The sequence below is a fragment of the uncultured Leifsonia sp. genome, from assembly GCF_945957465.1.
Lineage (GTDB): Bacteria > Actinomycetota > Actinomycetes > Actinomycetales > Microbacteriaceae > Leifsonia.
The window spans coordinates 1-25,117 of sequence record NZ_CAMFLC010000027.1 but is presented as its reverse complement, the minus strand read 5'-3'; the positions used below and the strand labels follow the sequence as shown (position 1 = coordinate 25,117).

The window sequence follows — 25,117 nt, the reverse complement described above, 5'->3', positions numbered from 1 at the left end:
CCGGAGCCGCTGCTAGCCTTCCGCCTCCCGTGAGTCGGGAAGGCCGAAGACGAGCTGCCCGCGCTGAATGATCGGCATGAGGAGCGCTGCGCCGAATACTCGTGCGGTGATGTCGGCGATCGCCTGCCGTGTGAACGGCAGTATTGCCATGATGGCGACTTCGTTGGCGAAGTCGATCTTCGTCTGCTCCTCGATGCTGGCATAGGGGATCGTGCTGAGGGCGTATTCTGCTTCGATCTCTGACACGATCGATCCGTCGCCTAGCTGGATCTCGGTCCGCAGGCCGACTCGGAAGGTGTTGCTGCCGTCGCCGCCCTTCACGTTGAGCCCGTACACAGGCTCCGCCTGAGCGTTTTCGATCGCGTCACCGCTGCCGCGTCTGGCAGCCAGCTCGGTTTGCTGGATGCCCAGCAATTGCACGTCGTGAACCAACCGGACAACCGTGGCGGGCTCGGTTGAATCTTCAGACAAGCTTGGTCTCCAGGACCGCGCTCTGAGACCACCCCAGCACCGGCTTGTGCTGCCATTGGAAGTCGGAGCCGGCCGCGATCATCCGGAGCTCGGTCTCGGGGTCACTGCAGCGGTCGTCGACGTGATGGCGGATACCGGCGCCGACAGCCAGCGCGTACCGACGGATCGTCGAGAGAGTCGGGTTGGCGTCGTAGCGTTCGAACGCTGCCACGGTCGGTTGGCTTACGCCCATGCGCTCTGCGACCGTCTCCTGTGTCAGCTCATGCGCCTTGCGATGAGCGACGAGGGTCTGCATGAGAATGCGGTGCTCGGCCACCAGATCCTCCGCGAGCGCGTCGATTCGCGCGACCTCGTCCTCGTTCATAGAGTAAAAACTATACACCGCCGGTGTCGATGTCGATCCCCCAACCGGTGGACTCACCCAGGCGGTAGAACGACAGCGCGACTCGGATCTCGGCATTCTGCTTACGGTTCACGTCTTCGACATCGATCAGCTTCTCGTGGATGTGGTGTCCGACGAAGTGATCCGGCACCGCGGTCGGTTCGGAGTGGTACATCCGCACCAGAGCCGTGCCGTGGACGATGCGGTCGCCATCTCGATCAGTGACAGGGATGTCCTGCCATCGGATTTCGTACAGCGGCGGCGGATTGCGTACATCGACCGGCTTGACCTCATCCACCGGTTCGAGTTCCCCCCGAGCCGCGGCTCGAACCCGATCCCGGAACTCCGAGCGTGCCATCCGCTCTGCGAATGGGTTCCAGACGCGCCCCTGGGGCTTCAGCGCAGCCATGAACGCCTCCGTAGCGACCTGCAGGTCCTCGCCTCGGTTCGCGCTCGGCACGCCGAACCAGCGGAACCCGACGGACGACCCGCTGCTGCAACGAGAGGGCGCGTCGAACCGGGGCATGCAGCGATCGTAACGGCCACTTCTGTCATTCGCCGCGAGAGAGGGGGCACCGCCCCAGCAGTCCGGGACACCGCTTACCGATCCTCGGCTCAGAACCCCGACGGCTCCGTCTCGAGTTCCGGCGACTCCGGGTGGGGCTCGTGGGCCAGCGGGGTGAGCGCGGTCGTCTCCGGGATCCAGAGCAGCGCGTCGTAGCGGCGCCCCATGACCGTCGGCACATAGTTGCCGGTCTCTCGACGCGGATCGTAGACGACGCCGACGGCGCGGTGCCCGCGCTGGCGGGTGAGCCATTCGGTGCCTTCCGCTGCCGCGAACCGCAGCACGGCGGGGGCGGGGAGCGCCCTCCCGAGCAGATCTTCGTGGCTGCCCGCCTTCGCCTTCGGCAGCGGGTACACCTTCTCCGTCGCGCCCCACGATGCGCCGGCGATCACCGTTCCTCCCCGGGAGGCGAACCCGACGAGGAAGACATCGTCCAAGCCGTGCCGCTCCCGTAGCAGTTCGCCGATGTTGACCATGCCCTCGTTGCCCATCGTGGTGCCGCGCGCGTCGCCGACGTGCGTGTTGTGCGCCCAGACGACGCCCCGGCTGTCCGGGCCGGCGCGCTCCGCGAGCCGGTCTGCGGTGTCGGCCATGTGCGTGTCGCGGATGTTCCACGACTCGCGGTCGCCCTGCAGCATGACCCGGTAGTAGTGCTCGGCGTCCGCCGCGGTCAGCGCGTTCTGCAGCACGTCGAGCCGCGACTCGTCGTCGTCGAAGCCGGCAGCAGCGTGGCCGGCATGCTCGCGCACGCTCGTGAGGAGCGCGATCACATCGGGCTCGCAACTGGCCGGCACCAGCCGGGTGGCCCAGGCGTAGTCCTGCGGATCCTCCCCGTACGGCTCGAAGCAGCGCCACGCCCGCAGTGCCGTCGGGACGGCGTCCGGTGCGTTCGCCGCGAGCCAGTCGATGACCGCCTCCAGCGACTCCCACAGCGAGTAGACGTCCAAGCCGTAGAACCCGACGCGTCTGCTCGGCTCCTGGCCGAGGTTCCAGGAGTGCAGCCACTCCAGAAAGTCGGCCACCTCGGTGTTCGCCCACATCCAGCGCGGCCACCGTTCGAACCCGGAAAGCAGTTGCCGGGCGTCCTCCCACTGCTCGGTGCGACCGCGGACCCACTGGTCGATGCGGAAGCAGTCGGGCCAATCGCCCTCGACGCCGATCCAGCGGACGTCTCCTCGCGCGATCAGCCGCTTGGTGAGTGCGGCCCGCCAGGTGTAGAACTCGTGGGTGCCGTGCGACGCCTCGCCGATGCAGATGAACCGGGCGCGGTTCGCCTGCTCGGCGACGGTCTCGAGGTCCGCTTCCGTCAGCAGCGGTGCCGCCATCGCCTGGACTTCGGCGATCGCCGGCGGATCGGCCGGGTCGGGCTCGGGAAACCGCGGGCGACGCGGCCGCAGGGACGCCTCGTGCAGGAGCCGGACGACCTCCTCGTCGTCGGTCTGGCCGAAGTCGCGATAGTACTGACCGACCGCCTCGAACCTCGAAGGCAGCAGCACGCAGGCGACCCGGTCGGCGTCCTCCAACTCGTTCAGTGCGTTGGGCGAGATCACGGGCGCGGCGACGACCACCTCCCTCGCCCCGAGCCGTCGGGCAACCACGCAGGCGACCTTCGCGGTCGCCCCCGTCGCGATCCCGTCATCGACGACGATCGCCAGCCGCCCGCGCAGGTCGACGGGGTCGCGGCCTTCGCGCAGCAGCTCGAGCCGTTGGGCGAGCACGGCGCGCTCCTTCGCCTCGACCGCCTCCACCTCCTCCTCGGAGATCCAGCCGCGAGCGACGATCGACGGGTTCAACACCTCCGCACCGCCTTCGCCGATGGCGCCCATCGCGACCTCCGGCTGTCCGGGGATGCCGAGTTTGCGCACCACGATGACGTCGAGCGGCAGCGCGAGCTCCTCTGCGACCACCGCGGCGACGGGCACCCCGCCGCGTGGAAGGCCGAGGACGACGGCGTCGGAATCCCGAAGATCGCGCAGACGATCCGCGAGCGAATGCCCGGCTTGGCTGCGATCGGTGAACATGGCTCCTCCTCGTGTCCCGGCCAGACAAGCGCTCGAACAGGCAGAGCTGTAGGGCAGAAGGTCCCGCTCGCCCGGCGGGACTTTGTGCCCTGTGTCGCCTGGCGGGCGCGGGCCAGAGTCGGCCGAGGGAGGCCGGAACATGCAGAGGTCGCGAATGACGGCTCCGCCGGTGGTGTGCGGGGTGGATGGTTCGGAGCAGTCCAAGAGGGCGTTCCATCAGGCGGTGCGGCTGGCCCGCGCTCTGGATGCGCGGCTCGACGTCGTGATGGCCTGGCAGCCGTCCACGTCCATGTATGACGCGTACTTCCCGAACCCGGCCCGGGCGCCCAAAGTGGTCGCCGCCGGGATCCTCGACGACCTCGTGCGGGAGGAGTTCGGGAACGTCCAGCCCGAGTGGGTGACCGTGCACGCCGAACCCGGTCACGCGGGCAAGGTGCTGGTCGACGCCTCGCACGGCGCGGACGTCCTGGTCGTGGGCAGCCGTGGGCTCAGCGAACTGGCGTCGCCGTTCCTCGGCTCGGTGAGCCTGTACTGCACGACTCAAGCAGACTGCCCGGTGCTCGTGGTGCGCCCGGAGAAGGACCAGAAGTCCACGAAGGAGTCCCGCTCATGAGCGACAGGACGATCGTCGGATGGGACGGCTCGCTCGAGTCGGGCGTCGCATTGGAGTGGGCGGTGCAGCGGGCGAAGGCGGAGCACGACGGCATCGTGCTCGTCGACGTGGAAGACCCTGCCGCGCTCGCACCCGGCCAGGTGGTCACCAGTGAGCTCGTCGCGCGGCGTCACGTCGCGGCGGATGCCGAGGCGCAGCGCGTCTCCGAGGCCAACGACGGCCTGCGGATCAGCACGCACGTCATGGCCGGCGACCGGCGGGACGAGTTGCGCGGTTTCTCGCGCGCCGACACCCTGGTCGTCGTCGGGACCGGTCCGCGGCATTGGCCGCACGTGCGGTACGACTGGTCGCTGGGCGCCCAGCTCGCCGCGGTCGCGCGCGGCGCCGTTGCCATCATCCCGGGGGTTCCCGAGGAGGGGAGCACCGCGGTGGTGGTCGGGGTCGACGGGTCCGAGGTGTCGATGAAGGCGGCGCGTTTCGCTGCGCGGGAGGCCAGGCGGCTGGGTGGTGAGCTGAGGATCGTGCACGCGTGGCTGGAGCCGCTCGTGGGGCTGCCCGAGGTGCAGCAGCCGGACGGTCGCTTCAGCGTCGACCTCCAAGCCGAGCACGACGCGATCCTCCAGTCGGTCGCACGCACGGTGCGCGACGCGAACCCGGATCTGACCGTCACCGCCCGGCTGGTGCGCGACGACCCGAGGAACGCGATCCTGTCGAGCCTCGACGATGCGGCCCTCCTGGTGGTCGGCACCGAGCAGGCCCGCGGCCTCGACCGGCTGATGCTCGGCTCGGTGAGCCACGCGCTGATCCTGGCGATCCGGGTGCCGACGATCGTGGTCGCCCCGGAGTGCCTGATCTGAGTTCGCGGCTCTGAGTTCGCGGCTCTGAGCCCGCAGCGCGCCCGGCCCGGCGCGCTCAGATCTCCTTCGGCTCCACCCGCAGCCGGTCGTGCACCTGCCGCACGTGCGGCGACGACCAGGCGGTCCGCATGGTCTGCTGGTGCTCGGTCCACGAGCTGACGGCACCGGTCAGGGTGACCTCGTCGCCGTCGACCGTCACGACGATCCGTCGGGCGTCGAGGATCGCGTTGCGGACGAGGGCGTTCCGGATTTCCTCTGCGACGTCGTCCGCGTGCGGCCTGCGGGTGAGCTCGATGCGGTTCTCGACCGAGTGGACGCCCGCGACGCGCTCGACCGCACGCTTGGCCGCCGCGCGCTCCGCGTCCCACTCCACTTCGCCCGTCAGGATCACGTGGTTGCCTTCGACGTCGGCACGGATGCCTTCGTGCGGCACACCGGCTGTCCAGGCGAGGATGCCGTCGACGGCCGCCGCCAGACGGCGGCCGTGCGGCTCGGCCGCCGTGTCGGGCAGCCGCAGCTCGTCGGCGACCGTGCGCACTCCGGCGACGCGCTGCGCGGCGTCCACCGCCGCGATGCGCTCGTGGAGGGTGGCGACCTCTCCGGTGAGGGTGACGACGCCGCCGTCGACGGCGACCCCGATGCCGGGTGCGGTGATGTCGGGAGTCCAGGCGAGCTCGGATTCGACGGCCCGGCGGACCGCCAGATCGCTGAAGGTCCGGGCGGCGGGCGTGGATGCCGGCGCGTGCGACTCGGGTGCGTTGCTGATGCTCATGCCCTCCAGGGTCCGCCGAACGTCCCGGCGCCGGATGAGTCCAAGGTCCCGTGGGCGCGCGGGACTTTCGGCCCTCCGGCCCGCGGGCGCACCGACGTAGCGTAGCGACGTCATTCACAGACATCGATGAGAGAGGACACCGTCATGGCACGCAATCTGGTCCGTTTCGACCCGTTCGCCGAGCTCAGCCGGATGGAGCGGGACTTCTTCGAGGACGGCATGTTCGGCACACGCCGCACCAAGCTGCCGACGACCGACATCTACACGAAGGACGACAAGGAACTGGTCGTCGAAGTCCACCTTCCCGACTTCGACGAGAGCGACGTCACCGTGAACGTCGACGAGGGAGCGCTCGTGATCCAGGCGGAGAAGCACGAGAAGGAGGAGGACAAGGACAAGAAGTACGTCGTTCGCGAGTCCAGTCAGAGCTTCTACCGTCGCATCCTGCTGCCGCAGCAGAGCGACCAGGCGAAGATCGCCGCCACGTTCGACAAGGGCGTGTTGAAGGTCGATGTGCCGTTCGCGCCGCTGCCCGCACCGACGAAGATCCCGATCACCGCGGGATCGAAAGCCTGACGGGCGGCCGCGCACCATGTCGACGCACATCGTCGAGGGCCGCTTCTCGGACGCCCGCGTCATCGTGACGGGCGCAGGCTCCGGGATCGGCCGGGCCACCGCCGTCCGGCTGCTCGCCGAGGGCGCCACGGTCATCGCGACCGATATCAGCGAGCCGCGCCTGACGGCGCTGACGGACGAGTTCGGGTCCGACCGCCTGGTGACCTTCGCCGGCGACGTGAGCGACGAGGACATCGTCGCCGAGCTGATGCTGATCGCCGACGGACGGGTGACCTCGCTCGCGAACATCGCGGGGATCATGGACGACTTCCTGCCGCCGGCGGAGGTCGAGGACGCCGTCTGGGACCGCGTGCTGAACGTGAACCTGACGGCGGTCATGCGGCTCACCCGGGCCGTTCTGCCCGGCATGCTGGAGCGCGGCTCGGGGACGATCGTCAACGTCTCGTCCGAGGCGGCTCTCCGGGGTTCGGCCGCCGGTGCGGCCTATACGGCCTCCAAGCACGCGGTGAACGGGCTGACCCGCAGCACGGCGTTCTTCTACGGAGCGAAGGGCATCCGCTGCAACGCGGTGGCGCCGGGCGCGACGATGACGAACATCCAGGCGGAGTTCCGCTCCGCCTTCGCGGGCGAGCGGATGGCGCCGTACATGCAGACCAATGTGCCTCAGCCGGCCACCGCTGAGGAGCTCGCTGCGGCCATCACCTGGCTGCTCAGCGACGACTCGTCCAATGTCAACGGCGTCGTCCTCCCGAGCGATGCGGGCTGGTCGGTGATCTGAGCCCGAACACGATAAGAGCCGGGGGACGGGGAGAACGGGGGAACTGAGCGGGAACCCGAAGCCCGGCTCAGGCGTGGCCGCGGTGCTCGAGGTGGAGCACCGCGGCCTGCGTCCTCCGTACGAGGCCGAGCTTGGCGAGCAGCGAGCTCACGTAGTTCTTGACCGTCTTCTCGGCGAGGCCGAGGCGTTCGGCGATCTGGCGGTTGGTCCGGCCGTCGGCGATCAGCGCGAGCACTTGCCGCTCCCGGAGTCCCAGCGAGGCGAATCGCGGGTCGTCCGCCGGTTCGCGCAGCGTGGCCGCGACCCGGCCGGCGATGCGGGGATCGATCAGGCGCTTGCCGCGGAACGCCGACCGGATGTCCTCCAGCAGCGTGCTGGCCCGGATGTCTTTGACCACGTAGCCGTCCGCCCCGGCGATGATGGCGCTCCGCAGCGCGTCCTCGTCGTCGTAGGCGGTCAGCATCAGGCAGCGGATGCCGGCCTCGGCTTGCTTGACGGCGCGGCAGACGTCGATGCCGCTGCCGTCCGGGAGCCGCACGTCGAGCACGGCGACGTCCGGTCGCACGGCGAGGATGCGCGCCCGCGCCTGTGCGGCGGTCTCCGCCTCTCCCACCACCTCCATGTCATCCTGTGCGTCGATGAGGGCGGCGATGCCGCGGCGGACGATCTCGTGGTCGTCCGCCAGGAAGACGCGGATCGGTGTCGTGGTCATCGCACCCCTTCGGTCGGCACGGGCAGGCGCAGGTGCAGACGGGTGCCCTGCGGCGTCGACTCCAGCTCGAGCACGCCCGCTCTGCTCTCCGCGCGTTCGGACAGATTGCGGAGGCCGCTTCGGCGTCGGGTCTCGCCCATGCCGGTGCCGTCGTCGGCGAGGTCGACGGTGATCTGGTCCGCTGTGGCCACGACCTCCACCGTCGCCGTGTCGGCGCCGGCATGGCGGACGACGTTGGTGAGCCCCTCCCGTACGAACGCGGCGATGTCGTCGGCCAGTTCGGCGTCGCAGACGACGTCCACCGGGCCGGAGAACGACACGGTGGCCGGGTGCGGGAGCGCGTCGCCGACCTCTTGCACGATATCGAGCAGACGGTGGCGGAGGCTCTCGCCGCCGCCGCGCTGGCGTGAGAGCGCGAAGATGGCCGTGCGGATCTGCGCGATGGTGTCGTCGAGCGACTTCACCGTGGCGTCGATCCGCTCGGCCGCCCGGCCGGGCGGCAGCTCGGACTCGATGCTCTGCAGTTCGAGCCCGGCTCCGAACAGCTGCTGGATGACGTGGTCGTGGAGGTCGCGGGCGATGCGCGCCCGGTCCTCCAGCAGCGCCACCCGTTCCCGGTCGGCGCGTGCGTCGGCGAGCTCCATCGCGATGGCCGCCTGCCGGGCGAAGAACACCGCGCGTTCGAGCTCGAAAGCCGAGAACGGACGGGCATCGCTCCGGCGGACGACGACCAGGACCTGTGGGTCGCCCGCCCGTCCGTCGAACGGCACGACGAGCGCCGGACCCGCCTCGCCCCCGCCGGCCGCGCCGAGCCCGCTCAGCTCGTCGAGGCGGGTGGGCTGGGATCCCTCGACGGCGCTGTGGACGCGTTCGTTGTCGATCACGAGTTCTGCCGGATGCGGGGCCTCGTCGCTGGACGCGAGCACGCGGTAGGCGTTGTCGCGGCCGCGGGGTTCGAGCACGAACACCGCGCGCGCGCCGAGAAGCGTCGCGGCCCGATCGGCGAACTCCTCGTGCGCGCCCGCCGAGTCGCTTCCCAGGATGGTCGTCGTCATCTCGGCGGCGGAGGCGCTCCACGCCTGGCGGGCGACGGTCTCGGCGAACAGTCTGGCGTTGTCGATGGCGAAGCCTGCGTTGGCGGCGAGGGCCTTCACGAGCTGTTCGTCGTCCTCCGTGAACCCGCCCGCCACCGGATCGGTGAGATAGAGGTTGCCGAACACGGTGTCGCGAACGGCGATCGGGACGCCGAGGAAGGCGGTCATCGGCGGGTGGCCGTCGGGGAAGCCGGAGGAGCGCGGGTCGTCCGCGATCGAGTCGAGCCGGATCGGCCGCGGGTCGTCGATGAGAGCGCCGAGGAGTCCGTGGCCTTCCGGGAGGTGACCGATCCGGGCTACGGCCTCGTCACCCATCCCGACGTGGATGAACTGCTCCAGCCCGCCGCCCTCGGCGATCACCCCGAGCGCTCCGTACCGGGCGCCCACCAGTTCGACGGCGGCCTCGACGATCGTCCGCAGCACGACAGGCAGCTCCAGGTGCGAGACGACCGCACGGTTGGCCCTCACCAGGGCGCGGAGCCGCCCCTGGGTGTCGAGGACCTTCCTGGCCTGCTCGACGAGCTCGCCGAGGGCGCGGTCGAGCTCCGCCCGAGGCGCGTCGGGGAACGTGATCGGCTCATCGCCCGGAATCGCGGGCCTCCTCTCGGCGACGACTACGACCGGGCCGGCGTCGGCGGGCGCCCGCCCTCACGCGCTGAGTTTAACCCCCGCCGGCGGCACCGGCACCACCGTCTCATCTCCCACCACGATCGTCGGCGCCGCCAGGTCGAGGAGCAGCCCGTGCGAGACCGAACCCAGCCAGGCGCGCTTCCACCCGGTCAGCCTCCTGCTGCCGACGACCAGCATGGCGGCGTGCTCCGACTCCACCCGCAGGCCGGAGATCGGATTCTGGCGCAGGAGCACGGAGGTGACGGCGAGTCCGGGATGCGCTTCGCGCACCGTACGCACCTGGTCGTCGAGCAACTCCCGGCGTTCGGTCTCCTGCGACGTGATGAACGCGTCGTCGGGGACCACGAGCGGCTGTTCCGACAACGGCGCGACCCAGCAGTGGACGACCGTCAACGGCTGCCCGAGCGCCTCGGCCTCCGCTGCCGCGTAGGCGAGGGCGAGCCGGCCGATGTCGGAGCCGTCCACGCCGGCCACCACACCCGAGCGGGCCTGTGCCGCCTCCGGTTCCTCGACCGGGATGACGGCCACCGGACCGGCCGCCGCGGTCGCCAGCTGCGCACCGAGCGACCAGCCGTACCGGAACCGCGGCCCGACGCGGTGCCGCGTGCCGACGACCACCAGGGTGTCGCCGCGCGTCTGCTTCGCCAGGAGGTCGAGCGGGTCGCCGACGAGCAGTTCCGTGCCGCTCACGGCGCCGGGATGGGACACCGCCAGCTCCTCGACCCGGGAGTCGAGACGGTCCTCCTCCTGCTCGGTCGCCCGGTCGCGGGCGTTGTCGTCCCCGAGGAAGAGCGCGGAGTCGACCACGTCGAAGAGCTCGATCGTCGTGCGGGTGTCGCGGGAGCGGCGGAGCGCCCAGGCCAGCGCGACCTCGGAGGCCGCGGAGCCGTTCCAGCAGACCACTGTGCGTGCGGGCATCGCCCGTTCCCTTCTAAGAGGCGACCCGGAGCACCAGCGAACCGCTGGCCCTCCCGCGTCGCAGATCGTCGATGGCGTCGGCCAGCCCGTCGAACGGCACAGCCGTCACGGTCGGGCGCAACCGGAGGTTGCGGGCCAGCGCGAGGAAGCGTTCGCCGTCCTCGCGGGTGTTCGCCGTCACGGTTCGCAGGTCGCGCTCCCGGAACAGCGAGTCGGTGTAGTTCAACGGAGGGAGGTCGGACATCTCGATGCCGGCGAGGACGACGGTCCCTCCGCTGGCGGTCGCCTCCAGCGCCACGGGCACCAGGCCGCCGGCCGGGGCGAAGACGATGGCGGCGTCCAGCGGTTCGGGAGGCGTCTCCTCCTCTTCGCCGACGAAATCGAGGCCGAGCTCCTGGGCGAGAGCGCGGTTGCGCACCCCCCGGGTCATCGCGAACACGCGGGCGCCGCCGGCCAGGGCGAGCTGTGCGGTCACGTGCGCGCTCGACCCGAACCCGTAGATTCCGAGGGTGCCGCCCGGTGGGAGCTGCGCCCGCATCAGGGCGCGGAACCCGATGATCCCGGCGCACAGCAGCGGAGCCGTCTCCAGCGCGTCGGCGTCCGCCGCGATCGGGTAGACATAGGCGGCGGGCGCCACCAGATAGTCCGCGAACCCGCCGTCGGCGTCCCAGCCGGTGTACTCGGAGTCCGGGCAGAGGTTCTCGGCGCCGCTCCGGCAGAACCGGCACTGACCGCAGGTGCGTCGCAGCCAGGCCACCCCGACCCGGTCGCCCGGCACGAAGGAGGTGACGGTGGCGCCGACGTCGCTGATCGTCCCGATCACCTGGTGACCCGGTGTCACCGACGGCCGGTGCACGGGGATCTCGTGATCGATCACGTGGAGGTCGGTGCGGCAGATCCCGCACACTTCCACCCGCACGAGCACCTCGTCGGGTCCCGGCTCCGGAACCGGAGCCTCCGCCTGTTCGAGGCCCCCGACCGCCCCGGTCGTCCGCCACGCTCTCATGCCATCCTCCTCGACCGTCCACGGGTTCCTGTCGTTCCCCACGGGTCCCCGTCGTTCCGCGACCGAGTCAAGCGGCCGGCGCCCGTGCGCGGCGGGCCGAAGGTCCCACGGGACTAAGGACCCTTCGTGGCGCGGGCCGTTCCGTGAAACTGCAAGCGGAGGTACAGGTCATGGAGATCCGCAGATACGTCGTCGGGGTGGACGGATCGGTCCCGGCCCGCGCGGCCATCCGGTGGGCGGTCGCGGGTGCGCGCGGGCGAGGCGCCCGGGTGACGCTCGTCCACGTGGCCGACGACGAGTGGGGGGCGGTCGGCTCGCAGCTCATCGACGAGGTCGACGATGACGCCCAGCGACGCCTGGCGGACGATCTCGCCTACGCCCGCTCGCTCGGCGGCGACGTGGAGATCACGGGCGAGTTGCGGATGGGAAGCCCCATGGCAGAGCTGGCCTCCTTCAGCGTTCCCGGCACGATGATCGTCGTCGGCACCCACAAGACCGGATTCCACTACGGGCGGGCGTTCGGCTCGCGCAGCCTCCAGCTCGCGAACCTGGCCACCGGCCCTGTCGCGATCATTCCCGAGGCCGCCTCGCGGATGAGGCGGGGCGTGATCGTCGGTGTCGACGACACCCCGGCGGGGGCGGCCGCGGTCGACCTGGCCGCCGACCTCGCCTGCGATCACCACTGCGAGCTGACGACGGTGCGCTCGTCCGAGGCGCACCTCCCCTTCGATGCGGAGGCCGCGGACGAGCGCCGCGACTGGCAGTTGCGGCGCGACGACGAGGCCAGGGGAGTGCTGACATCGGCGGTGACCCGCGCGCGTGCCCGGCAGCCGGGCATCGTGATCCGCAGCCGGGTGGTGCGCCGTCCCGCCGGCGCGGCGCTCAACGAGCTCGCCCGCACCGCAGAGCTGCTGGTGATCGGCGACTCGCGGCGCGAGAGGGCGCAACTCGGCAGCCTCGGCGCTGTCGCCTACGACGTGCTGCTCAACCTGTCCTCGCCGACGATCGTGGTACACGCCCCGTCGGTCGGAGAGGCCGGCGCGGAGCAGCCGGAGACGGAAGGAGAGAGCCATGTCTTCGGATGACCCGGTCCGCGAACTGGACCGTGACGAGTGCCGCGAAGTCCTCAAGGGCGCCAGCCTCGGCAGGCTCGCGACAGCGGTGGGCGGCGAGCCCGACATCTACCCGGTGAACTTCTATTCGGACGGGTCGAGCATCCTGATCCGCACGGCACCGGGGACCAAGCTGCTCGAGCTGACCGTGCACGACACCGTGGCGTTCGAGACCGACGGCTGGACCGACGACGAGGCGTGGAGCGTCATCGTCCACGGGCATGCCAGGCAGCTGGAGCACCAGGCCGAGATCGACGAGGCCGACACGTTGCCGCTCCAACCCTGGATCCCCACCCTCAAGTACCGCTACGTCCGGATCGAGATCGACCGGATGACCGGCCGCCGGTTCCGGCGCGAGCCGGAGCCGGACCGCTGGTGAGACCGACTCCCGGAAGGAGAACGAGATGACCGACACCCCGATCGCCGAGACCGAGGACCGCATCCACCCCGGGGGGCGCATCGTCGTCGGCGTCGACGGCTCGGCCGAGTCGCTGTCCGCTCTGCGGCGCGGCGCCCGGATGGCCGAACGGCTCGGCTGCAGCCTCGTCGGCGTCACCGTGTGGGAGTACCCGCCGTCGTGGCCCGGCTACGTGATGGGCGGCTGGGACCCGGAGCGCGATGCCCGCACGATCGCGGACGACGCCGCGAGCGATGTGTTCGGCACCAAGCGGCCCGACTGGTACTCGACGGTCATCCGTTCGGGATCGGCCGCGCGCCAGCTCATCGCCGAGGCCGAGGACGCCGAGATGCTGATCGTCGGCAGCCGCGGCCTCGGAGGCTTCACCGGGCTCCTCCTCGGCTCGGTCTCCCGCTCGGTCGTCGAGCACGCGGACTGCCCGGTGCTGGTGATCCACGGGTCGGTCTGAGCGGCGGGGGTCTGGTCGGCGTCGGTCTGAGCGGCGGGGAGCCGTCGAACGAGGCCGTCCGGGAGGGGCGTCACACCATCGCGACCGACCGCAGCGCCGCGCTGAGCTCCCGCCCCCACGCGCGCGCCTCGTCGAGTTGTCCGGGCACCAGGACGCTGTCCTTGTCGACGAGGAAGCTGTGCTTGTGCGCGAGCCGGCGCGAGCCGAGCCGGTGCAGGCGCTTGTCGATGGCCGAGGCGGCGGAGCCGGTGAAGAGCTCGGTCATGTCGGCCCGCGTGTCGAAGGCCGCGAAACGCGCAGGCGGCTCGCCGCAGGTGTCCAGCCACTCGCGCACGCCGATGCCTTCGGCGTCCGGTTCGAGCACCAGCGAGCGGTCCGGGTCGTCGCTCCACTTCCCGGCCTCCACGCGCGTGGCGGGCCGGCTCATCCCGTGCGCGTGGGTCGGGGCACCGACCAGCAGGAGGTCGACGTCGGGGAACGTCTCCGGCGCGTCCTTGACGCGCACGACGGTGACCGTCGTGGACTCGCGCAGACCCTCGGCGATGGCCTCGGCCACCTGTCGCGTGCTGCCGAACATGGACTCGTAGACGATGGCCGCGTGTGCGACCGGAGCGGACTCGTTCATGCCGTCCAGCGTCCCGCGGGTCGGCTCGGCCGGGCCAGGGCCGAAAGTCACGTGGGACTTTCGGCACTGCGCCGCCGCCGCTGCGACGGGGAGGCTGGAGCCGACGAGACCTCGGGAGGACACGATGACGGACACCATCATGGTCGGAGTGGACGGCAAGCCGGAGCACCGGGCCGCACTGACGTGGGCGACCGAGCGCGCCGTGCGCGATGGAGCACGGCTGGAACTGGTGTTCGTGATCGAGCGCAGCTGGGGCGACGCGTCCGACCAGCCGGGCGACCTGCTCGTGCTGGCCGCGAAGTCGCTGCTGGACGCGACGCGGGAGTCCGCGCTGCGCATCGCGGAACGGGCGCCGGCGCGCTCTCGTGCGCTGAGCGGGTCGCAGGCGCACGCAGCGCCGCGGCCGTCGCTGAACGTCTCGACACGCTACCTCTACGGCCATGTCGGCACCGAGCTCGCCTGGGCTTCGCGCGACGCCGACCTGCTGGTGGTCGGAGCGCGGTCGAGCGCCGATCGGGAGCGGGCGTTCGCGGGATCGCTCGCCACACGCGTCGCGGCGACGGCGGCGTGCTCGGTGGCGGTCGTTCCGCACGGCTGGGACCGGTCGGGCATCGGTGTCGTCGTCGGAGTGGACGGCCAGCTCTCCTCCGAGCCGGCGGTCTCGCTCGCCGCCGAGGAGGCGGCTGCGCTCGACGAGCCCCTGCGGATCGTCTGCGTCGGCTACGAGGCCAACCCTCTGCTGGCCGGGCTGGTTCCGGAGCGGTCGCTCGGCGACCGTCGGCAGCGCATCGTGGACGCGGCCGCGGAGGCGGCACGCGAGCTGCGGCCGACGATCGACGTCCGGGCCGACGTCGTCGAGGCCTCCCCATCGAGGGGCTTGGTCGCGGCCGCGGAAGGCCACAGAATGCTCGTCGTGGGAACGCACAATCGACGCAGCGCCAAACGGATCATGCTCGGGTCGGTCAGCCATGACGTGCTCTTCAACGTCCGGGTGCCGGTCGTGATCGCCCGCGCCCACCGCGAGGTCGGATGAGCGGCGCGCTCGGCACCGCGGCTCCGGCCGCCACGCCGAGCCCGGTGCGGGCAGCCGCCTGCCAGGACGTGCCGGACGTGCTCGCGGCCGCAGGGACCACCGCGAGCGGCTTGACCGACGCGGAGGCCGCGGCCCGGCTCGCCCGTTTCGGCCCGAACGCCGTGCGCGGTCATCGCGCGCGCCCCTGGCGGGTGCTCGGACGCCAGGTGCGCAGTCCCATCCTGATCCTGCTGTTCGCGACGGCGATCATCTCGGCGTTCGTGGGCCAGGCGGCGGAGGCGTCGATCATCGCCGTGATCCTGGTGATCAGCGTGGGCCTCGGCTTCGTCAACGAGTTCCGGGCCGAGCGGGCGGCGGACGCCCTGCACGACCGGCTGCGGCACACGACCGTGGTCGTTCGCGGAGGGACTCGGCGGAGCGTCGACGTGACGGAGCTCGTCCCGGGCGATCTGGTCGTCCTCGCCGTCGGCTCGGTCGTCCCGGCCGACCTCCGGCTGGTGGAGGTCACCGGGCTGGAATGCGACGAGAGCATCGTGACCGGTGAGGCGCGGGCCACCGCCAAGGCCGTGGGCGCCGTGGCCGAAGGCGCGGGCGTCGGCGATCTCGCATCGTGCGCGCTCATGGGCACGGTCGTGCACGCCGGCGGCGGAACCGGCGTCGTGGTCGCAACCGGAGGGCGGACCGAGTTCGGGAGGATCGCGGTCGGGCTGGGCGCGCAGGAGCCGCAGACCGAGTTCCAGCGCGGGCTCGGGCAGTTCTCGACATTCCTCCTGCTGGTCGCGCTCATCCTGACGACGCTGATCTTCGTGGCCGCGCTGCTGCTCGGCAGGCCGCTGATCGAGTCCCTGCTGTTCTCGCTCGCCATCGCGGTGGGCATCACGCCGCAGCTGCTGCCCGCCGTGGTCAGCACCAGTCTCGCGGCCGGGTCGCGCGCGCTCGCGAAACGGCGGGTGCTGGTGAAGCGGATGGTGTGCATCGAAGACCTCGGCGACCTCGACCTCCTGGTGACCGACAAGACGGGGACGCTCACCACCGGCCGTATCGTGTTCGACCGGCCGGTGCCGCTGGACGGCGTCGGAGCGGACGAGGTGCTGCTGCTCGGCCTCCTCGCCACCGACACCGACCCGTCCGCGCCGCAGACGGTCGGCCTGAACGCGCTCGACGCCGCGCTCTGGGAGAGCGACGAGGCGGCCTCCGCGCCGCTCTCGGCGTATCGCCGGCTGGACGTCCTGCCCTTCGACCACGAGCGACGGCGGGCCGCCGCCCTCGTGGCGGCGACCGGGTCGCCCGCGATCGTGGTGGTGAAGGGCGCGCCGGAGTCGGTGCTGCCGCTCTGCACGGTCGCCGACCCGGCGGCCGCTGCCGCGCTCGAAGGTCTGTATGCGGCGGGCTCGCGCGTCATCGCGATCGCGACACGGACCGCCGGCGGCCTGACCGCGCTGCGCCCCGACGACGAGGCCGGTCTGACGCTGCGCGGGTTCCTGGCGTTCATCGACGGGGTCAAACCGGACGCGCGAGCCTCGCTGCAGCGCCTCGCCGAGCTCGGCGTCGAGGTCAAGATCGCGACAGGAGACAGCTCCGTCGTGGCCGAGCGCGTCTGCGCACAACTGGGGATGGCGACCCTCGGGACGCTCACCGGCGACCGTGTCGACGCGCTGGGCGACGCCGAGCTCGCCGAGGCCGCGCGGGCGTCCACGATCTTCGCCCGCGTCTCGCCCGAGCAGAAGGCCCGCATCATCCTGGCGCTCCGTCAGAAGGGGCGTGCCGTCGGCTTCCTCGGCGACGGCGTCAACGACGCGCTCGCACTGCACCGAGCCGACATCGGCATCTCGGTCGACTCGGCGGTGGACGTCGCGAAGGATGCCGCCGACGTCCTGCTGCTCGACAAGGACCTCGACGTGCTCGCCGACGGCGTGACCGAGGGTCGCCGCATCTTCGCGAACACCATCAAGTACGTGCTGATGGGGACGTCGAGCAACTTCGGCAACATGTTCAGCGCCTCGATCGCCTCGGTGATCCTCCCGTTCCTGCCGATGCTGCCCGGGCAGATCCTGCTCAACAACCTGCTCTACGACTCCAGCCAGCTGGCCATCCCGACCGACCACGTGGACGCCGAGCAGCTGACGGCGCCGTCGCACTGGGACATCGGCGCCATCCGCCGCTTCATGCTCCTGTTCGGCCCGATCAGCTCGCTCTTCGACTTCGCGACGTTCGGACTCATGCTGTTCGCGTTCCAGGCGGCGCCTCCCGAGTTCCGGTCGGGCTGGTTCATCGAGTCGATCGCGACGCAGACGCTCATCGTGTTCGCCATCCGCACCCACCGTGTGCCGTTCCTGCGCAGCCGCGCCTCTGTTCCGTTGACGGTCTCGGTGCTCGCCGTCGTCGCGGTCGGCGCCTGGCTGCCCTACTCCCCGGTGTCCGCGGTCCTCGGGTTCACGCCCCTGCCCGCGCTGTTCTTCCTGGCCCTCGTCGGGCTCGTGCTGGTCTACCTGGTGCTGGTGGAGCTCGCGAAGGTCTGGTATTACGCGCGCCTCAGCGCGCCGCGGGCCCCGACAGTGCGCCAGCGGGCGTACCCGCACCGGGTGGCGCGCCGGGCCGCGCGGTTCACGACGCGGTCGCCGCGGGCGTCGCGGGCGGCCTGACCTCCGCCGCGGGCCCGGTCGTCGGCGAGAGCTCCACTGTCTCGCCGAACTCGGCCACGTGCGCTTCCCAGCCGAGCGTGCGGTCGATGCGCGTGCGGAGCGCGTCGGCCGCGTGCGGCTCACCGTGTGTCACGTAGACGGCGCGCGGAGGCGCGGACGCGGTGCGCAGCCAATCCAGGATCTGACCGGCGTCGGCGTGCGCCGAGAGCATGTCGAGCGAATGCACCTGCGCCCGGATCGGGACATCGCGGCCGTAGATCCGCAGGCTGCGCTCGCCGCGGCGGAGGGCGTCGCCGCGCGTGCCCCCGGCCTGGAAGCCGGTGAGCACGATCGCATTGTGCGGGTCGTTCCCGTAGGCGGCGATGTGGTGCAGCACCCGGCCGCCCTCGAGCATGCCGCTCGCGGAGATGATGATCGCGGGGCCTCCGCGCAGGTTGAGCAGCTTCGAGTCGTCGACTGTGCGGACCAGGGTCGCAAGCCGGTACATCGCCTCGAACTCGGCCGCCGGGATGCGGTGCTCCTCCGGGTAGCGCGCATAGATCTCCGCCGCATTCACGGCCATCGGGCTGTTCAGGAACACGGGAACGTCCGGGATGGAGTGCCGCGCCCGCAGTCTGCTGAGGTGCAGCAGCAGCGTCTCGGCACGGCCGACCGCGAACGCGGGCATGATCACCACGCCGCCGTGGCTGCAGACATCGCGCACGATCTCGCCGAGCAGCCACTCCGGGTCCGTGCCGGGGTGCACGCGGTCGCCGTAGGTCGACTCGCACACCAGGACGTCCGTCGCCTCCAGTGCGCGGGGCGGCTTCATCAGCGAGTCGTCCGGGCGTCCCAGGTCACCGGTGAAGTGGAGCCGCGTGCCCTCGACGTCGAGGTGCACCTGTGCGGCGCCGAGGATGTGACCGGCGGGGACGAAGCGGCTCGCCAGCCCGGCGACGTCGACCTCCTCGTCGAAGGGATGCGGATCGAAGTGCTCCAGCGCGTCGAGGGCGTCCTGTTCCGTGTACAGCGGTCGGGGCGGCGAGTGCCGGGAGGTGTGGTGCCGGTAGGCGAACGCGGCCTGCTCCTCCAGAAGCCGTCCGCTGTCCGCCAGGATCAGCCGGCTCAGTTCGGCTGTCCCGCGGGTCGAATGGATGCGGCCGCGGAACCCGTCGCGGACGAGCGCGGGCAGATATCCGGTGTGGTCGAGGTGGGCGTGGCTGACCACGACGGCGTCGATGCTCGACGGCTCGACCGGGAACGGCCTCCAGTTCCGCTCGCGGAGGACCTTGTACCCCTGGAACATCCCGCAGTCGACGAGCACCCGGCGGCCGTGGGACTCGATGAGATAGCGGGAGCCCGTGACCGTGTCCGTCGCCCCCAGGAACCGCAGGGTCCCGGTCACGTCGTCACCGCGCGGTCGCGCCGGAGCAGCCCCAGCCCGAGCAGCACGAATCCCAGCTCCGCCAGCCCCGCCGCGAAGTAGATAGCCTGCAGCACGCTGAACGGGATGAACATCATCTGCACGAAGATCCAGATCAGCAGGCCGAAGCCGGCGACCGCCGTCGCGAACGCCCCGGACGGCGACCCGCGCCCCACGAGCAGGGAGGCGAGCAGGTGCGTTCCGCCGACGATCACGGCCAGCACGAGGCCGGGGACGATGAACGAGGTGAACGGGCTCCCGCCCAGGTAGGAGCGGTCGGGGACGGCGCCTCCGACGGACGACGAGGTCGCCGCGCCGATGATCAGAGCGACGCCGCCGGCGATCGCGGTGATTCCGACCAGCGCGGTGAGCACGGTCAGGACGATGCGGATCCAGCGTTTCATGACTCCTCCGATCTCTCCGTCCGAGCGTCCTCCTCCGCCGCCGACGGGCGCAGGGCCGAAAGACCCGTGCCCCGGAGAACCTGCCCGGAGGACCCGCCGGAGGACCTGCCGGGGGACCTTCGGCCCATCCCGGGCGCATGGCCGCGGACGAGACTGGCGCCACATCGAAAGGAGCCGCCATGCGCGCAGCCGTCGTCACCGAGTTCCACCAGCCCCTCACCGTCGAGGAACGTCCCATTCCGTCTCCCGGGCCCGGGCAGATCCTCGTGCGGCTGGAGGCGTGCGGGCTCTGCCACACCGACATCCACGCCATCGACGGCGACTGGCCCGTCAAGCCGACACTTCCGTTCGTCCCCGGGCACGAGGGTGTCGGGATCGTGGAGCGCCTCGGCGACGGTGTGACCTCCCGCACGCTCGGCCAGCGGGTGGCGATGCCGTGGCTCGGGCACGCGTGCGGCGAATGCCGCTACTGCGTCGACGGTCGGGAGAACCTCTGCGAGCAGCAGTACAACACCGGCTATTCCGTCGACGGAGGCTATGCCGAGTACGCGCTGGCCGATGCCCGGTTCGCGGTCCCGGTTCCGGACGAGGTTTCTCCCCTCGACGCCGCGCCGCTCACCTGCGCGGGCGTGACCACGTATGCCGCGGTGAAGGCCGCGCACGTCGTCCCGGGGGAGCGGGTCGCGATCTTCGGCATCGGCGGCCTCGGGCACCTGGCCGTGCAGTACGCGCGGCTCGTGGGCGCACAGGTGGTCGCGGTCGACGTCGACCAGGACAAACTGGATCTCGCGGTCGAGCTCGGCGCGGATCACGCGATCGACGCGCGCGAGGTCGACCCCGCCACCGCCATTCACTACCTGGGCGGCGCCGACGTCGCGATCGTCCTGGCCGTCGCGGACACGGTCTTCGACCAGGCGTTCCGTTCGCTGAACCGCGGCGGCCGGCTCGTGCTGGTCTCGCTGCCCGCCGACGGCACCCTGACGGTGCCGGTGTTCGACACGGTGCTCAAGGGGATCTCGATCATCGGGTCCATCGTCGGCACCCGGCAGGACCTCGTCGAGGTGTTCGCGCTGCACGCAGCGGGACGCACGCGCGTGGTGGCCGCCCGCCGCGACATCCGCGATGTGAACGACGCAGTGGCGAGCGTGCTGGCCGGGGAGGTTCCCGCGCGACTGGTCTTCGTCTACGACTCAGGGCTCCCGGTCGAGGTGCAGGAGCGGGATGCCGCGGGAACGCCGGACCTCGGCTGAGGGTCGCGCTCGGAGGGACTTAAGGCCCGACCGCCTCCCGACGCTCTCGTCCATCATGGAAGAAGCCGGAGACACGTCCGGTCGAACGGCCGTCGCATTCCGAATGGGGGGCTGCGACGACGCGACCGGAGTCGTCGGTGCGACTCGCACCCGCGGTCGAGGCGGGGCGATCGTTCACGCATCGGCGACCGGTCCGCGGCACGGGGTGTAGGGGCTCCCGTGCCGCGGATGTCCGGCGGTACCCGGCGGCGGCCGTCCGATTCCGCTCGCCGCTCCGGCCGGATCGCGGCCCTCTCGCTCGCGTTCGAACGGCGGGACTTTCGCCCCTCGTGACGACCGGGTCCCGGGCGGCAGCCTTGCAGCATGAACACGAGAACAGTCACCCAATCCGAGGCGGACCTCAAGGTCCGTCACGACGTCCAGTCCGAGCTCGGCTGGCAGGCCGGGCTGGACGACCCGGCACACATCGGGGTGGCGGTCGACGGAGGAGTCGTCACGCTGAGCGGCGAGGTCACATCGTTGAGCCAGCGCGCCGTCGCCGTCATGGCCGCCCAGCGGGTGGTCGGCGTGGTCGCGGTCAACGACGAGCTGCACCTGCGCTCCATCCTGGGCGAGCCCGAGGGTCTCGAACTGGCCAAGGCGGTGAACGATGTGCTCCGCTGGACGTCGGGGATCCCGGCAGAGCGCATCCACCTCGAGGTGCAGGGGCACCTGGTCACCCTGAGCGGCCTGGTCGACTGGAACTACCAGCGTGCCGCTGCCGCGAAGGCCGTGCGCAGGATCGACGGCGTGCACGCCGTGGACAACCGCATCCAGCTCAGCGGGCGTCCCGACGCTCAGGACGTCGAGCACCGCGTCCGCGAGGCGATCATCCGTAACGCCGCCCTCGACGCGCGCAACATCGTCGTCACCGCCGAGGGGAACGAGCTGACGCTCACCGGCACGGTGCGCTCCTGGATCGAGAAGCACGAGGCCGAGCTGACCGCATGGTCGTCGCCGAACGTGACGCAGGTGCACAACCGGCTCGTGGTGCACCTCGGCAACGGCTAACCGCCGAACGCAGTGCTCTCGCCGTGCGGGGGCAGGTGATCGCTGAACCACGCGCCCGCGAGTCTCGCGACGGTCTCCAACGCCCCGGGTTCTTCGAACAGGTGCGTGGCACCCGGCACGATGTCGAGACGGGTGACGGCGCGCATGCGTGATCGGGCCAGCCGGTTGAGCTCCAGTACCTCTTCGTCGGCTCCTCCCACGATCAGCAGTGTGGGTGCGGTCACCGACGGCAGGCTCGCGCCGGCCAGGTCCGGGCGCCCTCCTCGCGACACGATCGCCGCGATATCGGCGCCGGGTGCTGCCGCAGCGGTCAGGGCGGCAGCTGCTCCGGTGCTGGCACCGAAATAGCACACCGGCAGGCCCGCAGTGCTCTCGTACTCCCGCACCCACGCCGTCGCGTCGCCGAGCCGCTCGGCGAGGAGGTGGATGTCGAAGACGAGCCTCCGGTCGTGCTCCTCCTCGGTGGTGAGGAGGTCGAGCAGGAGGGTGGCGATCCCCCGGTCGTTGAGGACCGACGCCACAGAGCGGTTGCGCGGGCTGTGCCGAGAGCTGCCGCTGCCATGGGCGAACAGGACGATTCCGGTCGGGTCGTCCGGGAGGGTGAGCGATCCGGCCAGAGTGACGGGACCGGCCTCGACGAAGACCTCCGGGTCCGCCGGGTGCGAGTCGTCAGCCGGGTGCGAGTCGTCCGCCGGGGTTCCGGCGAGAGCCGCCGCGCGGGCGAGCAGCCTCTCGACCTCGTCGTCGCTGGTCTGCGTGAAGTCGCGGTACACCTGTCCGACGGCGTAGTAGTCGGCCGGTTTCGTCAGGCAGATCACCTCGTCGGCCTCGGGATGCAGCCGCTTCTCGGCGTCGGGCGGCCCGACCGGCGCGGCGAGCACCACACGCGTCGCGCCGAGGGCGCGGGCGACCTGGCACGCCGCCCGTGCGGTCGACCCCGTGGCGATCCCGTCGTCGACGATGAGTGCGGTGCGGCCGGTAAGCGGCACGCTTCGGCGATCGCCGCGGAAGCGGGCGACCCGTCGTTCGAGTTCCGCTCGCTCGCGCTTCTCGACGTCGCGGAGCTCCTGCGGCGTCACGCCGGTCATCAGGAGCACGTCGTCGTCCAGGACCCGCACCCGGTTCTCGCCGATGGCGCCCAGTGCCAGTTCGGGCTGGTACGGCACGCCCAGTTTGCGGACGACGAGGACGTCGAGGGGAGCGTGCAGAGCCGAGGCGACCTCGAAGGCGACCGGCACGCCTCCCCGCGGAAGCCCCAGCACCACAGGATGTTCGTGCGCGAGCGGGATGAGCCGTTCGGCGAGGAGGCGGCCGGCCTCCGAACGATCGGCGAACACGGCGGCCGCCTCCGGCTACCGTGCGTCGGCCGTGTCACGGCCGCGCTGCTCGATGTGGGCATCCGACCCCGGGAAGACGATCGTGGTGCGGCCGTCCTCCTCCCAACGGACCACATAGGGAGGCGCGCCGTCCGCCCCGTGGACTTCTTGGATGTAGCCGACCCGTGGCGGCTTCTCCAGTTGATTCGACGCGATGACCAGGAAGTCTCCCGCTTTCGCCTGCATCCCACTCAACTCCTCCGGCGGCTCGAGGGTCGACGCACGCCGACCCGCTGCGCTGGCCCGATGCTAAGCGGGGTGCCGGCCGGGGGCCCAGGTCTTTGGTCCCCCGGGCGGCGAGGCCGTGGCCTCGCCGCCGATGTCGTGCGGCCTCGCTCGGATCACGCGAGCGGGAGGCCGCCTCGGAAGATCTGAGCGGCCTCGCGCACGGCGTATCCCACGATCACCAGCCCGGCGAGCGGATCCGCCCACCACCAGCCCAGCAGGCCGTCGAGGACGATGCCGGCGAGCACCGCGGTGGCCAGGATGCCGTCGACGAGCGTCACACGCCCTTCGGTGATCAACACCGGGTTGCCGAGGCGGCGACCCGTGCGCGCCTTCCCGAACGCCAGCGCGAACATCACGACCGCCGTCGCTGCGGTCCAGCCCGCGCCGCCGGGCGTCGGCGTGGCGCGATGGCCGGCGAGCAGCACGACGGCCGCCTGCACGAGCAGGTAGCCGGCGAGCAGCACGAACGCCACGCCGATCAGGCGCAGGGCGATCCGCTGCCGCTGCTCGCCCGTTCCGGTCAGCTCCCAGATCACGACGGTGCTCGCGCCGATCTCGATGAGGCTGTCGAGACCGAAGCCGAGCAGAGCGACCGAGGCGCTCGTGTAGGCGAGCACCGCGAGCACGACGACTCCGGCCACGTTCCAGCCGAGCGTGACCGCCTCCAGGCCGATGCCGAACCGGATCAGCCGGCGCTGCTCCGCCGCGCCTGCGGGAACGGCGGTCATCGTGGTGCGCGGCTGTCGGCCGGGGCGAGTTCGAGCTGCAGCTCGTCCAGGTTGCGCACGTGCGCGGTCGCGTGCGCACGAGCGGTCGCCGCGATGCGCTGCGCGTCGGCCAGGGATTCCGCGGCGACCTCCAGCCGCGCGCTGCCGTGCAGCCGGTGGCCGACCCAGCGCAGCTGCACGCGCGGCGCCGCCGTCACCCCGGGAGTCCCCTCCAGGGCGTGCTCGAGCCGCTCCACGAGTTCCGGCTCGATGCCGTCGAGGAGGCGGCGTCCGATGCTGCGGACGGTGCCCCACAGCAGCACGATGATGGCGGCGGAGATGAGCAGGCCGACGATCGGGTCGGCGAGCGGGAAACCGAGCATGACGCCGAGCGCGCCGATCACCACCGCGAGCGAGGTGAAGCCGTCGATGCGGGCATGGACGCCGTCGGCGACCAGTGCAGCGGAGCCGATCCGCCGCCCGACGCGGATGCGGTAGACCGCGACCGCCTCGTTGCCGGCGAAGCCGATGAGACCGGCGACGACCACCCAGCCGAGGTTCTCCAGCGGGTGCGGGTGGAAGAACCGGTCGATCGACTGCCAGGCGGCGACGACGGCCGACAGGGCCACGACGGCGATGATGAACAGACCGGCCAGGTCTTCCGCGCGGCCGAGGCCGTAGGTGTAGCGACGGGAGGCCGCGCGCCGGCCGAGCACGAAGGCGACCCAGAGCGGCACCGCCGTCAGGGCGTCGGAGAAGTTGTGGACCGTGTCGGCGAGCAGCGCGACCGATCCGCTGAAGGCCACGATGACGGCTTGCAGCACGGTGGTTCCGAGCAGCACGAACAGGCTGATCTTCAGCGCCCGGACACCCTCCACGCTCGCCTCCAGGGCATCGTCGATCGAGTCGGCGGCGTCGTGCGAGTGCGGGACGAAGAGCCCGTAGAGGAAACCGAGGAAGCCCGTCGGGTGGTGATGATGGTCGTGGTCGTGGTCGTGGTCGTGGTCGTGGTCGTGGTCGTGGTCGT

General features: G+C 71.3%; 27 protein-coding genes. 11 read left to right on the top strand and 16 right to left on the bottom strand.

The features are described 5' to 3' along the window. Positions 1-12 precede the first annotated feature (12 nt). From Q0Q23_RS12750 to Q0Q23_RS12735, 4 genes are all read right to left on the bottom strand, one after another. Positions 13-471, bottom strand: coding sequence for a hypothetical protein (locus Q0Q23_RS12750; protein ID WP_295124269.1), 459 nt, complete (start codon positions 469-471; stop codon positions 13-15). After that, positions 464-835 (bottom strand): helix-turn-helix transcriptional regulator, encoded by a 372-nt coding sequence (locus tag Q0Q23_RS12745; RefSeq protein ID WP_295124265.1) that lies wholly within the window; start codon positions 833-835, stop codon positions 464-466. Before Q0Q23_RS12745 ends, Q0Q23_RS12750 begins: the two co-directional genes overlap by 8 nt. Positions 836-845: 10 nt before the next feature. After that, positions 846-1,379, bottom strand: coding sequence for a hypothetical protein (locus Q0Q23_RS12740; RefSeq protein ID WP_295124262.1), 534 nt, complete (start codon positions 1,377-1,379; stop codon positions 846-848). 89 nt (positions 1,380-1,468) lie between these two features. After that, a complete protein-coding gene (locus tag Q0Q23_RS12735; RefSeq protein WP_295124259.1) occupies positions 1,469-3,439 on the bottom strand; it encodes an erythromycin esterase family protein in 1,971 nt (656 codons plus the stop codon). Between the two features lie 154 nt (positions 3,440-3,593). Here Q0Q23_RS12735 and Q0Q23_RS12730 point away from each other — a divergent pair, with 154 nt between their 5' ends. Both Q0Q23_RS12730 and Q0Q23_RS12725 read left to right on the top strand, forming a co-directional pair. After that, positions 3,594-4,052 carry a universal stress protein gene (locus tag Q0Q23_RS12730; protein WP_295124256.1) on the top strand — a complete coding sequence of 153 codons (459 nt, stop codon included), beginning with the start codon at positions 3,594-3,596 and terminating at the stop codon, positions 4,050-4,052. Then, the gene (locus Q0Q23_RS12725; RefSeq protein WP_295124253.1) at positions 4,049-4,909 is read left to right on the top strand and encodes a universal stress protein; all 861 of its coding nucleotides are present in this window, start codon (positions 4,049-4,051) and stop codon (positions 4,907-4,909) included. Before Q0Q23_RS12730 ends, Q0Q23_RS12725 begins: the two co-directional genes overlap by 4 nt. Positions 4,910-4,964: 55 nt before the next feature. On the opposite strand, the gene Q0Q23_RS12720 is transcribed toward Q0Q23_RS12725, so the two are convergent. Beyond that, positions 4,965-5,681: a BON domain-containing protein gene (locus tag Q0Q23_RS12720; RefSeq protein WP_295124251.1), complete on the bottom strand. Its 717-nt coding sequence runs from the start codon at positions 5,679-5,681 to the stop codon at positions 4,965-4,967. A 144-nt stretch (positions 5,682-5,825) separates the two neighbouring features. Here Q0Q23_RS12720 and Q0Q23_RS12715 point away from each other — a divergent pair, with 144 nt between their 5' ends. Beyond that, complete coding sequence (locus tag Q0Q23_RS12715; RefSeq protein ID WP_295124248.1) at positions 5,826-6,257, top strand: Hsp20/alpha crystallin family protein; 432 nt, start codon at positions 5,826-5,828, stop codon at positions 6,255-6,257. A gap of 16 nt (positions 6,258-6,273) precedes the next feature. Then, positions 6,274-7,035, top strand: coding sequence for an SDR family NAD(P)-dependent oxidoreductase (locus tag Q0Q23_RS12710; protein WP_295124245.1), 762 nt, complete (start codon positions 6,274-6,276; stop codon positions 7,033-7,035). A 67-nt stretch (positions 7,036-7,102) separates the two neighbouring features. Here Q0Q23_RS12710 and Q0Q23_RS12705 read toward each other — a convergent pair whose 3' ends face one another. The 4 genes from Q0Q23_RS12705 to Q0Q23_RS12690 all read right to left on the bottom strand — a co-directional run bounded on the left by Q0Q23_RS12705 (position 7,103) and on the right by Q0Q23_RS12690 (position 11,395). Continuing rightward, entirely contained in the window at positions 7,103-7,747 is a 645-nt protein-coding gene (locus tag Q0Q23_RS12705; RefSeq protein WP_295124242.1) for a response regulator transcription factor, read from the bottom strand. Next, positions 7,744-9,309: a GAF domain-containing sensor histidine kinase gene (locus Q0Q23_RS12700; RefSeq protein WP_295124239.1), complete on the bottom strand. Its 1,566-nt coding sequence runs from the start codon at positions 9,307-9,309 to the stop codon at positions 7,744-7,746. The genes Q0Q23_RS12705 and Q0Q23_RS12700 overlap by 4 nt, the downstream gene beginning before the upstream one ends. Before the next feature lie 180 nt (positions 9,310-9,489). After that, positions 9,490-10,389 carry a universal stress protein gene (locus tag Q0Q23_RS12695; protein WP_295124236.1) on the bottom strand — a complete coding sequence of 300 codons (900 nt, stop codon included), beginning with the start codon at positions 10,387-10,389 and terminating at the stop codon, positions 9,490-9,492. A gap of 13 nt (positions 10,390-10,402) precedes the next feature. After that, positions 10,403-11,395 (bottom strand): zinc-binding alcohol dehydrogenase family protein, encoded by a 993-nt coding sequence (locus Q0Q23_RS12690; protein ID WP_295124233.1) that lies wholly within the window; start codon positions 11,393-11,395, stop codon positions 10,403-10,405. A gap of 170 nt (positions 11,396-11,565) precedes the next feature. On the opposite strand from Q0Q23_RS12690, the gene Q0Q23_RS12685 reads away from it, so the two are divergent. Genes Q0Q23_RS12685 through Q0Q23_RS12675 form a run of 3 tightly spaced genes read left to right on the top strand, consistent with a single transcriptional unit; the run spans position 11,566 to position 13,373 of the window. Continuing rightward, positions 11,566-12,480, top strand: coding sequence for a universal stress protein (locus tag Q0Q23_RS12685; RefSeq protein WP_295124230.1), 915 nt, complete (start codon positions 11,566-11,568; stop codon positions 12,478-12,480). Then, a complete protein-coding gene (locus Q0Q23_RS12680; protein WP_295124227.1) occupies positions 12,467-12,886 on the top strand; it encodes a pyridoxamine 5'-phosphate oxidase family protein in 420 nt (139 codons plus the stop codon). Before Q0Q23_RS12685 ends, Q0Q23_RS12680 begins: the two co-directional genes overlap by 14 nt. A gap of 25 nt (positions 12,887-12,911) precedes the next feature. After that, positions 12,912-13,373 carry a universal stress protein gene (locus tag Q0Q23_RS12675; RefSeq protein ID WP_295124224.1) on the top strand — a complete coding sequence of 154 codons (462 nt, stop codon included), beginning with the start codon at positions 12,912-12,914 and terminating at the stop codon, positions 13,371-13,373. Between the two features lie 70 nt (positions 13,374-13,443). Here the strand turns inward: Q0Q23_RS12675 and Q0Q23_RS12670 are convergent, their stop codons facing one another. Beyond that, positions 13,444-14,139 (bottom strand): flavodoxin family protein, encoded by a 696-nt coding sequence (locus Q0Q23_RS12670; RefSeq protein WP_295124220.1) that lies wholly within the window; start codon positions 14,137-14,139, stop codon positions 13,444-13,446. On the opposite strand from Q0Q23_RS12670, the gene Q0Q23_RS12665 reads away from it, so the two are divergent. Then, positions 14,123-15,031, top strand: a complete 909-nt coding sequence (locus tag Q0Q23_RS12665; RefSeq protein WP_295124217.1) for a universal stress protein — start codon at positions 14,123-14,125, stop codon at positions 15,029-15,031. The genes Q0Q23_RS12670 and Q0Q23_RS12665 overlap by 17 nt on opposite strands. After that, a complete protein-coding gene (mgtA, locus tag Q0Q23_RS12660; protein ID WP_295124214.1) occupies positions 15,028-17,673 on the top strand; it encodes a magnesium-translocating P-type ATPase in 2,646 nt (881 codons plus the stop codon). The genes Q0Q23_RS12665 and mgtA overlap by 4 nt, the downstream gene beginning before the upstream one ends. Here mgtA and Q0Q23_RS12655 read toward each other — a convergent pair. Both Q0Q23_RS12655 and Q0Q23_RS12650 read right to left on the bottom strand, forming a co-directional pair. Further along, positions 17,636-19,057, bottom strand: coding sequence for an MBL fold metallo-hydrolase RNA specificity domain-containing protein (locus Q0Q23_RS12655; protein ID WP_295124211.1), 1,422 nt, complete (start codon positions 19,055-19,057; stop codon positions 17,636-17,638). The genes mgtA and Q0Q23_RS12655 overlap by 38 nt on opposite strands. Then, on the bottom strand, positions 19,054-19,479 hold the full coding sequence (locus tag Q0Q23_RS12650; protein ID WP_295124208.1) for a hypothetical protein: 426 nt from the start codon (positions 19,477-19,479) through the stop codon (positions 19,054-19,056). The genes Q0Q23_RS12655 and Q0Q23_RS12650 overlap by 4 nt, the downstream gene beginning before the upstream one ends. A gap of 179 nt (positions 19,480-19,658) precedes the next feature. Here Q0Q23_RS12650 and Q0Q23_RS12645 point away from each other — a divergent pair, with 179 nt between their 5' ends. Then, entirely contained in the window at positions 19,659-20,729 is a 1,071-nt protein-coding gene (locus tag Q0Q23_RS12645; protein ID WP_295124205.1) for an alcohol dehydrogenase catalytic domain-containing protein, read from the top strand. Between the two features lie 363 nt (positions 20,730-21,092). Beyond that, positions 21,093-21,779 carry a BON domain-containing protein gene (locus tag Q0Q23_RS12640; protein ID WP_295124202.1) on the top strand — a complete coding sequence of 229 codons (687 nt, stop codon included), beginning with the start codon at positions 21,093-21,095 and terminating at the stop codon, positions 21,777-21,779. Here Q0Q23_RS12640 and Q0Q23_RS12635 read toward each other — a convergent pair. From Q0Q23_RS12635 to Q0Q23_RS12620, 4 genes are all read right to left on the bottom strand, one after another. Beyond that, positions 21,776-23,116 carry a phosphoribosyltransferase gene (locus tag Q0Q23_RS12635; protein WP_295124199.1) on the bottom strand — a complete coding sequence of 447 codons (1,341 nt, stop codon included), beginning with the start codon at positions 23,114-23,116 and terminating at the stop codon, positions 21,776-21,778. The genes Q0Q23_RS12640 and Q0Q23_RS12635 overlap by 4 nt on opposite strands. Before the next feature lie 15 nt (positions 23,117-23,131). Next, a complete protein-coding gene (locus tag Q0Q23_RS12630) occupies positions 23,132-23,341 on the bottom strand; it encodes a DUF1918 domain-containing protein (protein WP_295124196.1) in 210 nt (69 codons plus the stop codon). Between the two features lie 155 nt (positions 23,342-23,496). Beyond that, positions 23,497-24,111 carry a cation transporter gene (locus tag Q0Q23_RS12625; RefSeq protein WP_295124193.1) on the bottom strand — a complete coding sequence of 205 codons (615 nt, stop codon included), beginning with the start codon at positions 24,109-24,111 and terminating at the stop codon, positions 23,497-23,499. After that, positions 24,108-25,117 (bottom strand): cation diffusion facilitator family transporter (locus tag Q0Q23_RS12620; RefSeq protein WP_295124190.1); only part of this gene is annotated, 1,010 nt, incomplete at its 5' end. The genes Q0Q23_RS12620 and Q0Q23_RS12625, both read right to left, overlap by 4 nt.

Bases quoted from the DNA above. Each gene is read 5' to 3' on its own strand.
- Q0Q23_RS12745 (WP_295124265.1), bottom strand. From the start codon at position 835: ATGAACGAGGACGAGGTCGCGCGAATCGACGCGCTCGCGGAGGATCTG.
- Q0Q23_RS12740 (WP_295124262.1), bottom strand. From the start codon at position 1,379: ATGCCCCGGTTCGACGCGCCCTCTCGTTGCAGCAGCGGGTCGTCCGTC.
- Q0Q23_RS12735 (WP_295124259.1), bottom strand. From the start codon at position 3,439: ATGTTCACCGATCGCAGCCAAGCCGGGCATTCGCTCGCGGATCGTCTG.
- Q0Q23_RS12730 (WP_295124256.1), top strand. From the start codon at position 3,594: ATGACGGCTCCGCCGGTGGTGTGCGGGGTGGATGGTTCGGAGCAGTCC.
- Q0Q23_RS12725 (WP_295124253.1), top strand. From the start codon at position 4,049: ATGAGCGACAGGACGATCGTCGGATGGGACGGCTCGCTCGAGTCGGGC.
- Q0Q23_RS12720 (WP_295124251.1), bottom strand. From the start codon at position 5,681: ATGAGCATCAGCAACGCACCCGAGTCGCACGCGCCGGCATCCACGCCC.
- Q0Q23_RS12715 (WP_295124248.1), top strand. From the start codon at position 5,826: ATGGCACGCAATCTGGTCCGTTTCGACCCGTTCGCCGAGCTCAGCCGG.
- Q0Q23_RS12710 (WP_295124245.1), top strand. From the start codon at position 6,274: ATGTCGACGCACATCGTCGAGGGCCGCTTCTCGGACGCCCGCGTCATC.
- Q0Q23_RS12705 (WP_295124242.1), bottom strand. From the start codon at position 7,747: ATGACCACGACACCGATCCGCGTCTTCCTGGCGGACGACCACGAGATC.
- Q0Q23_RS12695 (WP_295124236.1), bottom strand. From the start codon at position 10,389: ATGCCCGCACGCACAGTGGTCTGCTGGAACGGCTCCGCGGCCTCCGAG.
- Q0Q23_RS12690 (WP_295124233.1), bottom strand. From the start codon at position 11,395: ATGAGAGCGTGGCGGACGACCGGGGCGGTCGGGGGCCTCGAACAGGCG.
- Q0Q23_RS12685 (WP_295124230.1), top strand. From the start codon at position 11,566: ATGGAGATCCGCAGATACGTCGTCGGGGTGGACGGATCGGTCCCGGCC.
- Q0Q23_RS12680 (WP_295124227.1), top strand. From the start codon at position 12,467: ATGTCTTCGGATGACCCGGTCCGCGAACTGGACCGTGACGAGTGCCGC.
- Q0Q23_RS12675 (WP_295124224.1), top strand. From the start codon at position 12,912: ATGACCGACACCCCGATCGCCGAGACCGAGGACCGCATCCACCCCGGG.
- Q0Q23_RS12665 (WP_295124217.1), top strand. From the start codon at position 14,123: ATGACGGACACCATCATGGTCGGAGTGGACGGCAAGCCGGAGCACCGG.
- Q0Q23_RS12670 (WP_295124220.1), bottom strand. From the start codon at position 14,139: ATGATGGTGTCCGTCATCGTGTCCTCCCGAGGTCTCGTCGGCTCCAGC.
- mgtA (WP_295124214.1), top strand. From the start codon at position 15,028: ATGAGCGGCGCGCTCGGCACCGCGGCTCCGGCCGCCACGCCGAGCCCG.
- Q0Q23_RS12650 (WP_295124208.1), bottom strand. From the start codon at position 19,479: ATGAAACGCTGGATCCGCATCGTCCTGACCGTGCTCACCGCGCTGGTC.
- Q0Q23_RS12645 (WP_295124205.1), top strand. From the start codon at position 19,659: ATGCGCGCAGCCGTCGTCACCGAGTTCCACCAGCCCCTCACCGTCGAG.
- Q0Q23_RS12640 (WP_295124202.1), top strand. From the start codon at position 21,093: ATGAACACGAGAACAGTCACCCAATCCGAGGCGGACCTCAAGGTCCGT.
- Q0Q23_RS12630 (WP_295124196.1), bottom strand. From the start codon at position 23,341: ATGCAGGCGAAAGCGGGAGACTTCCTGGTCATCGCGTCGAATCAACTG.
- Q0Q23_RS12625 (WP_295124193.1), bottom strand. From the start codon at position 24,111: ATGACCGCCGTTCCCGCAGGCGCGGCGGAGCAGCGCCGGCTGATCCGG.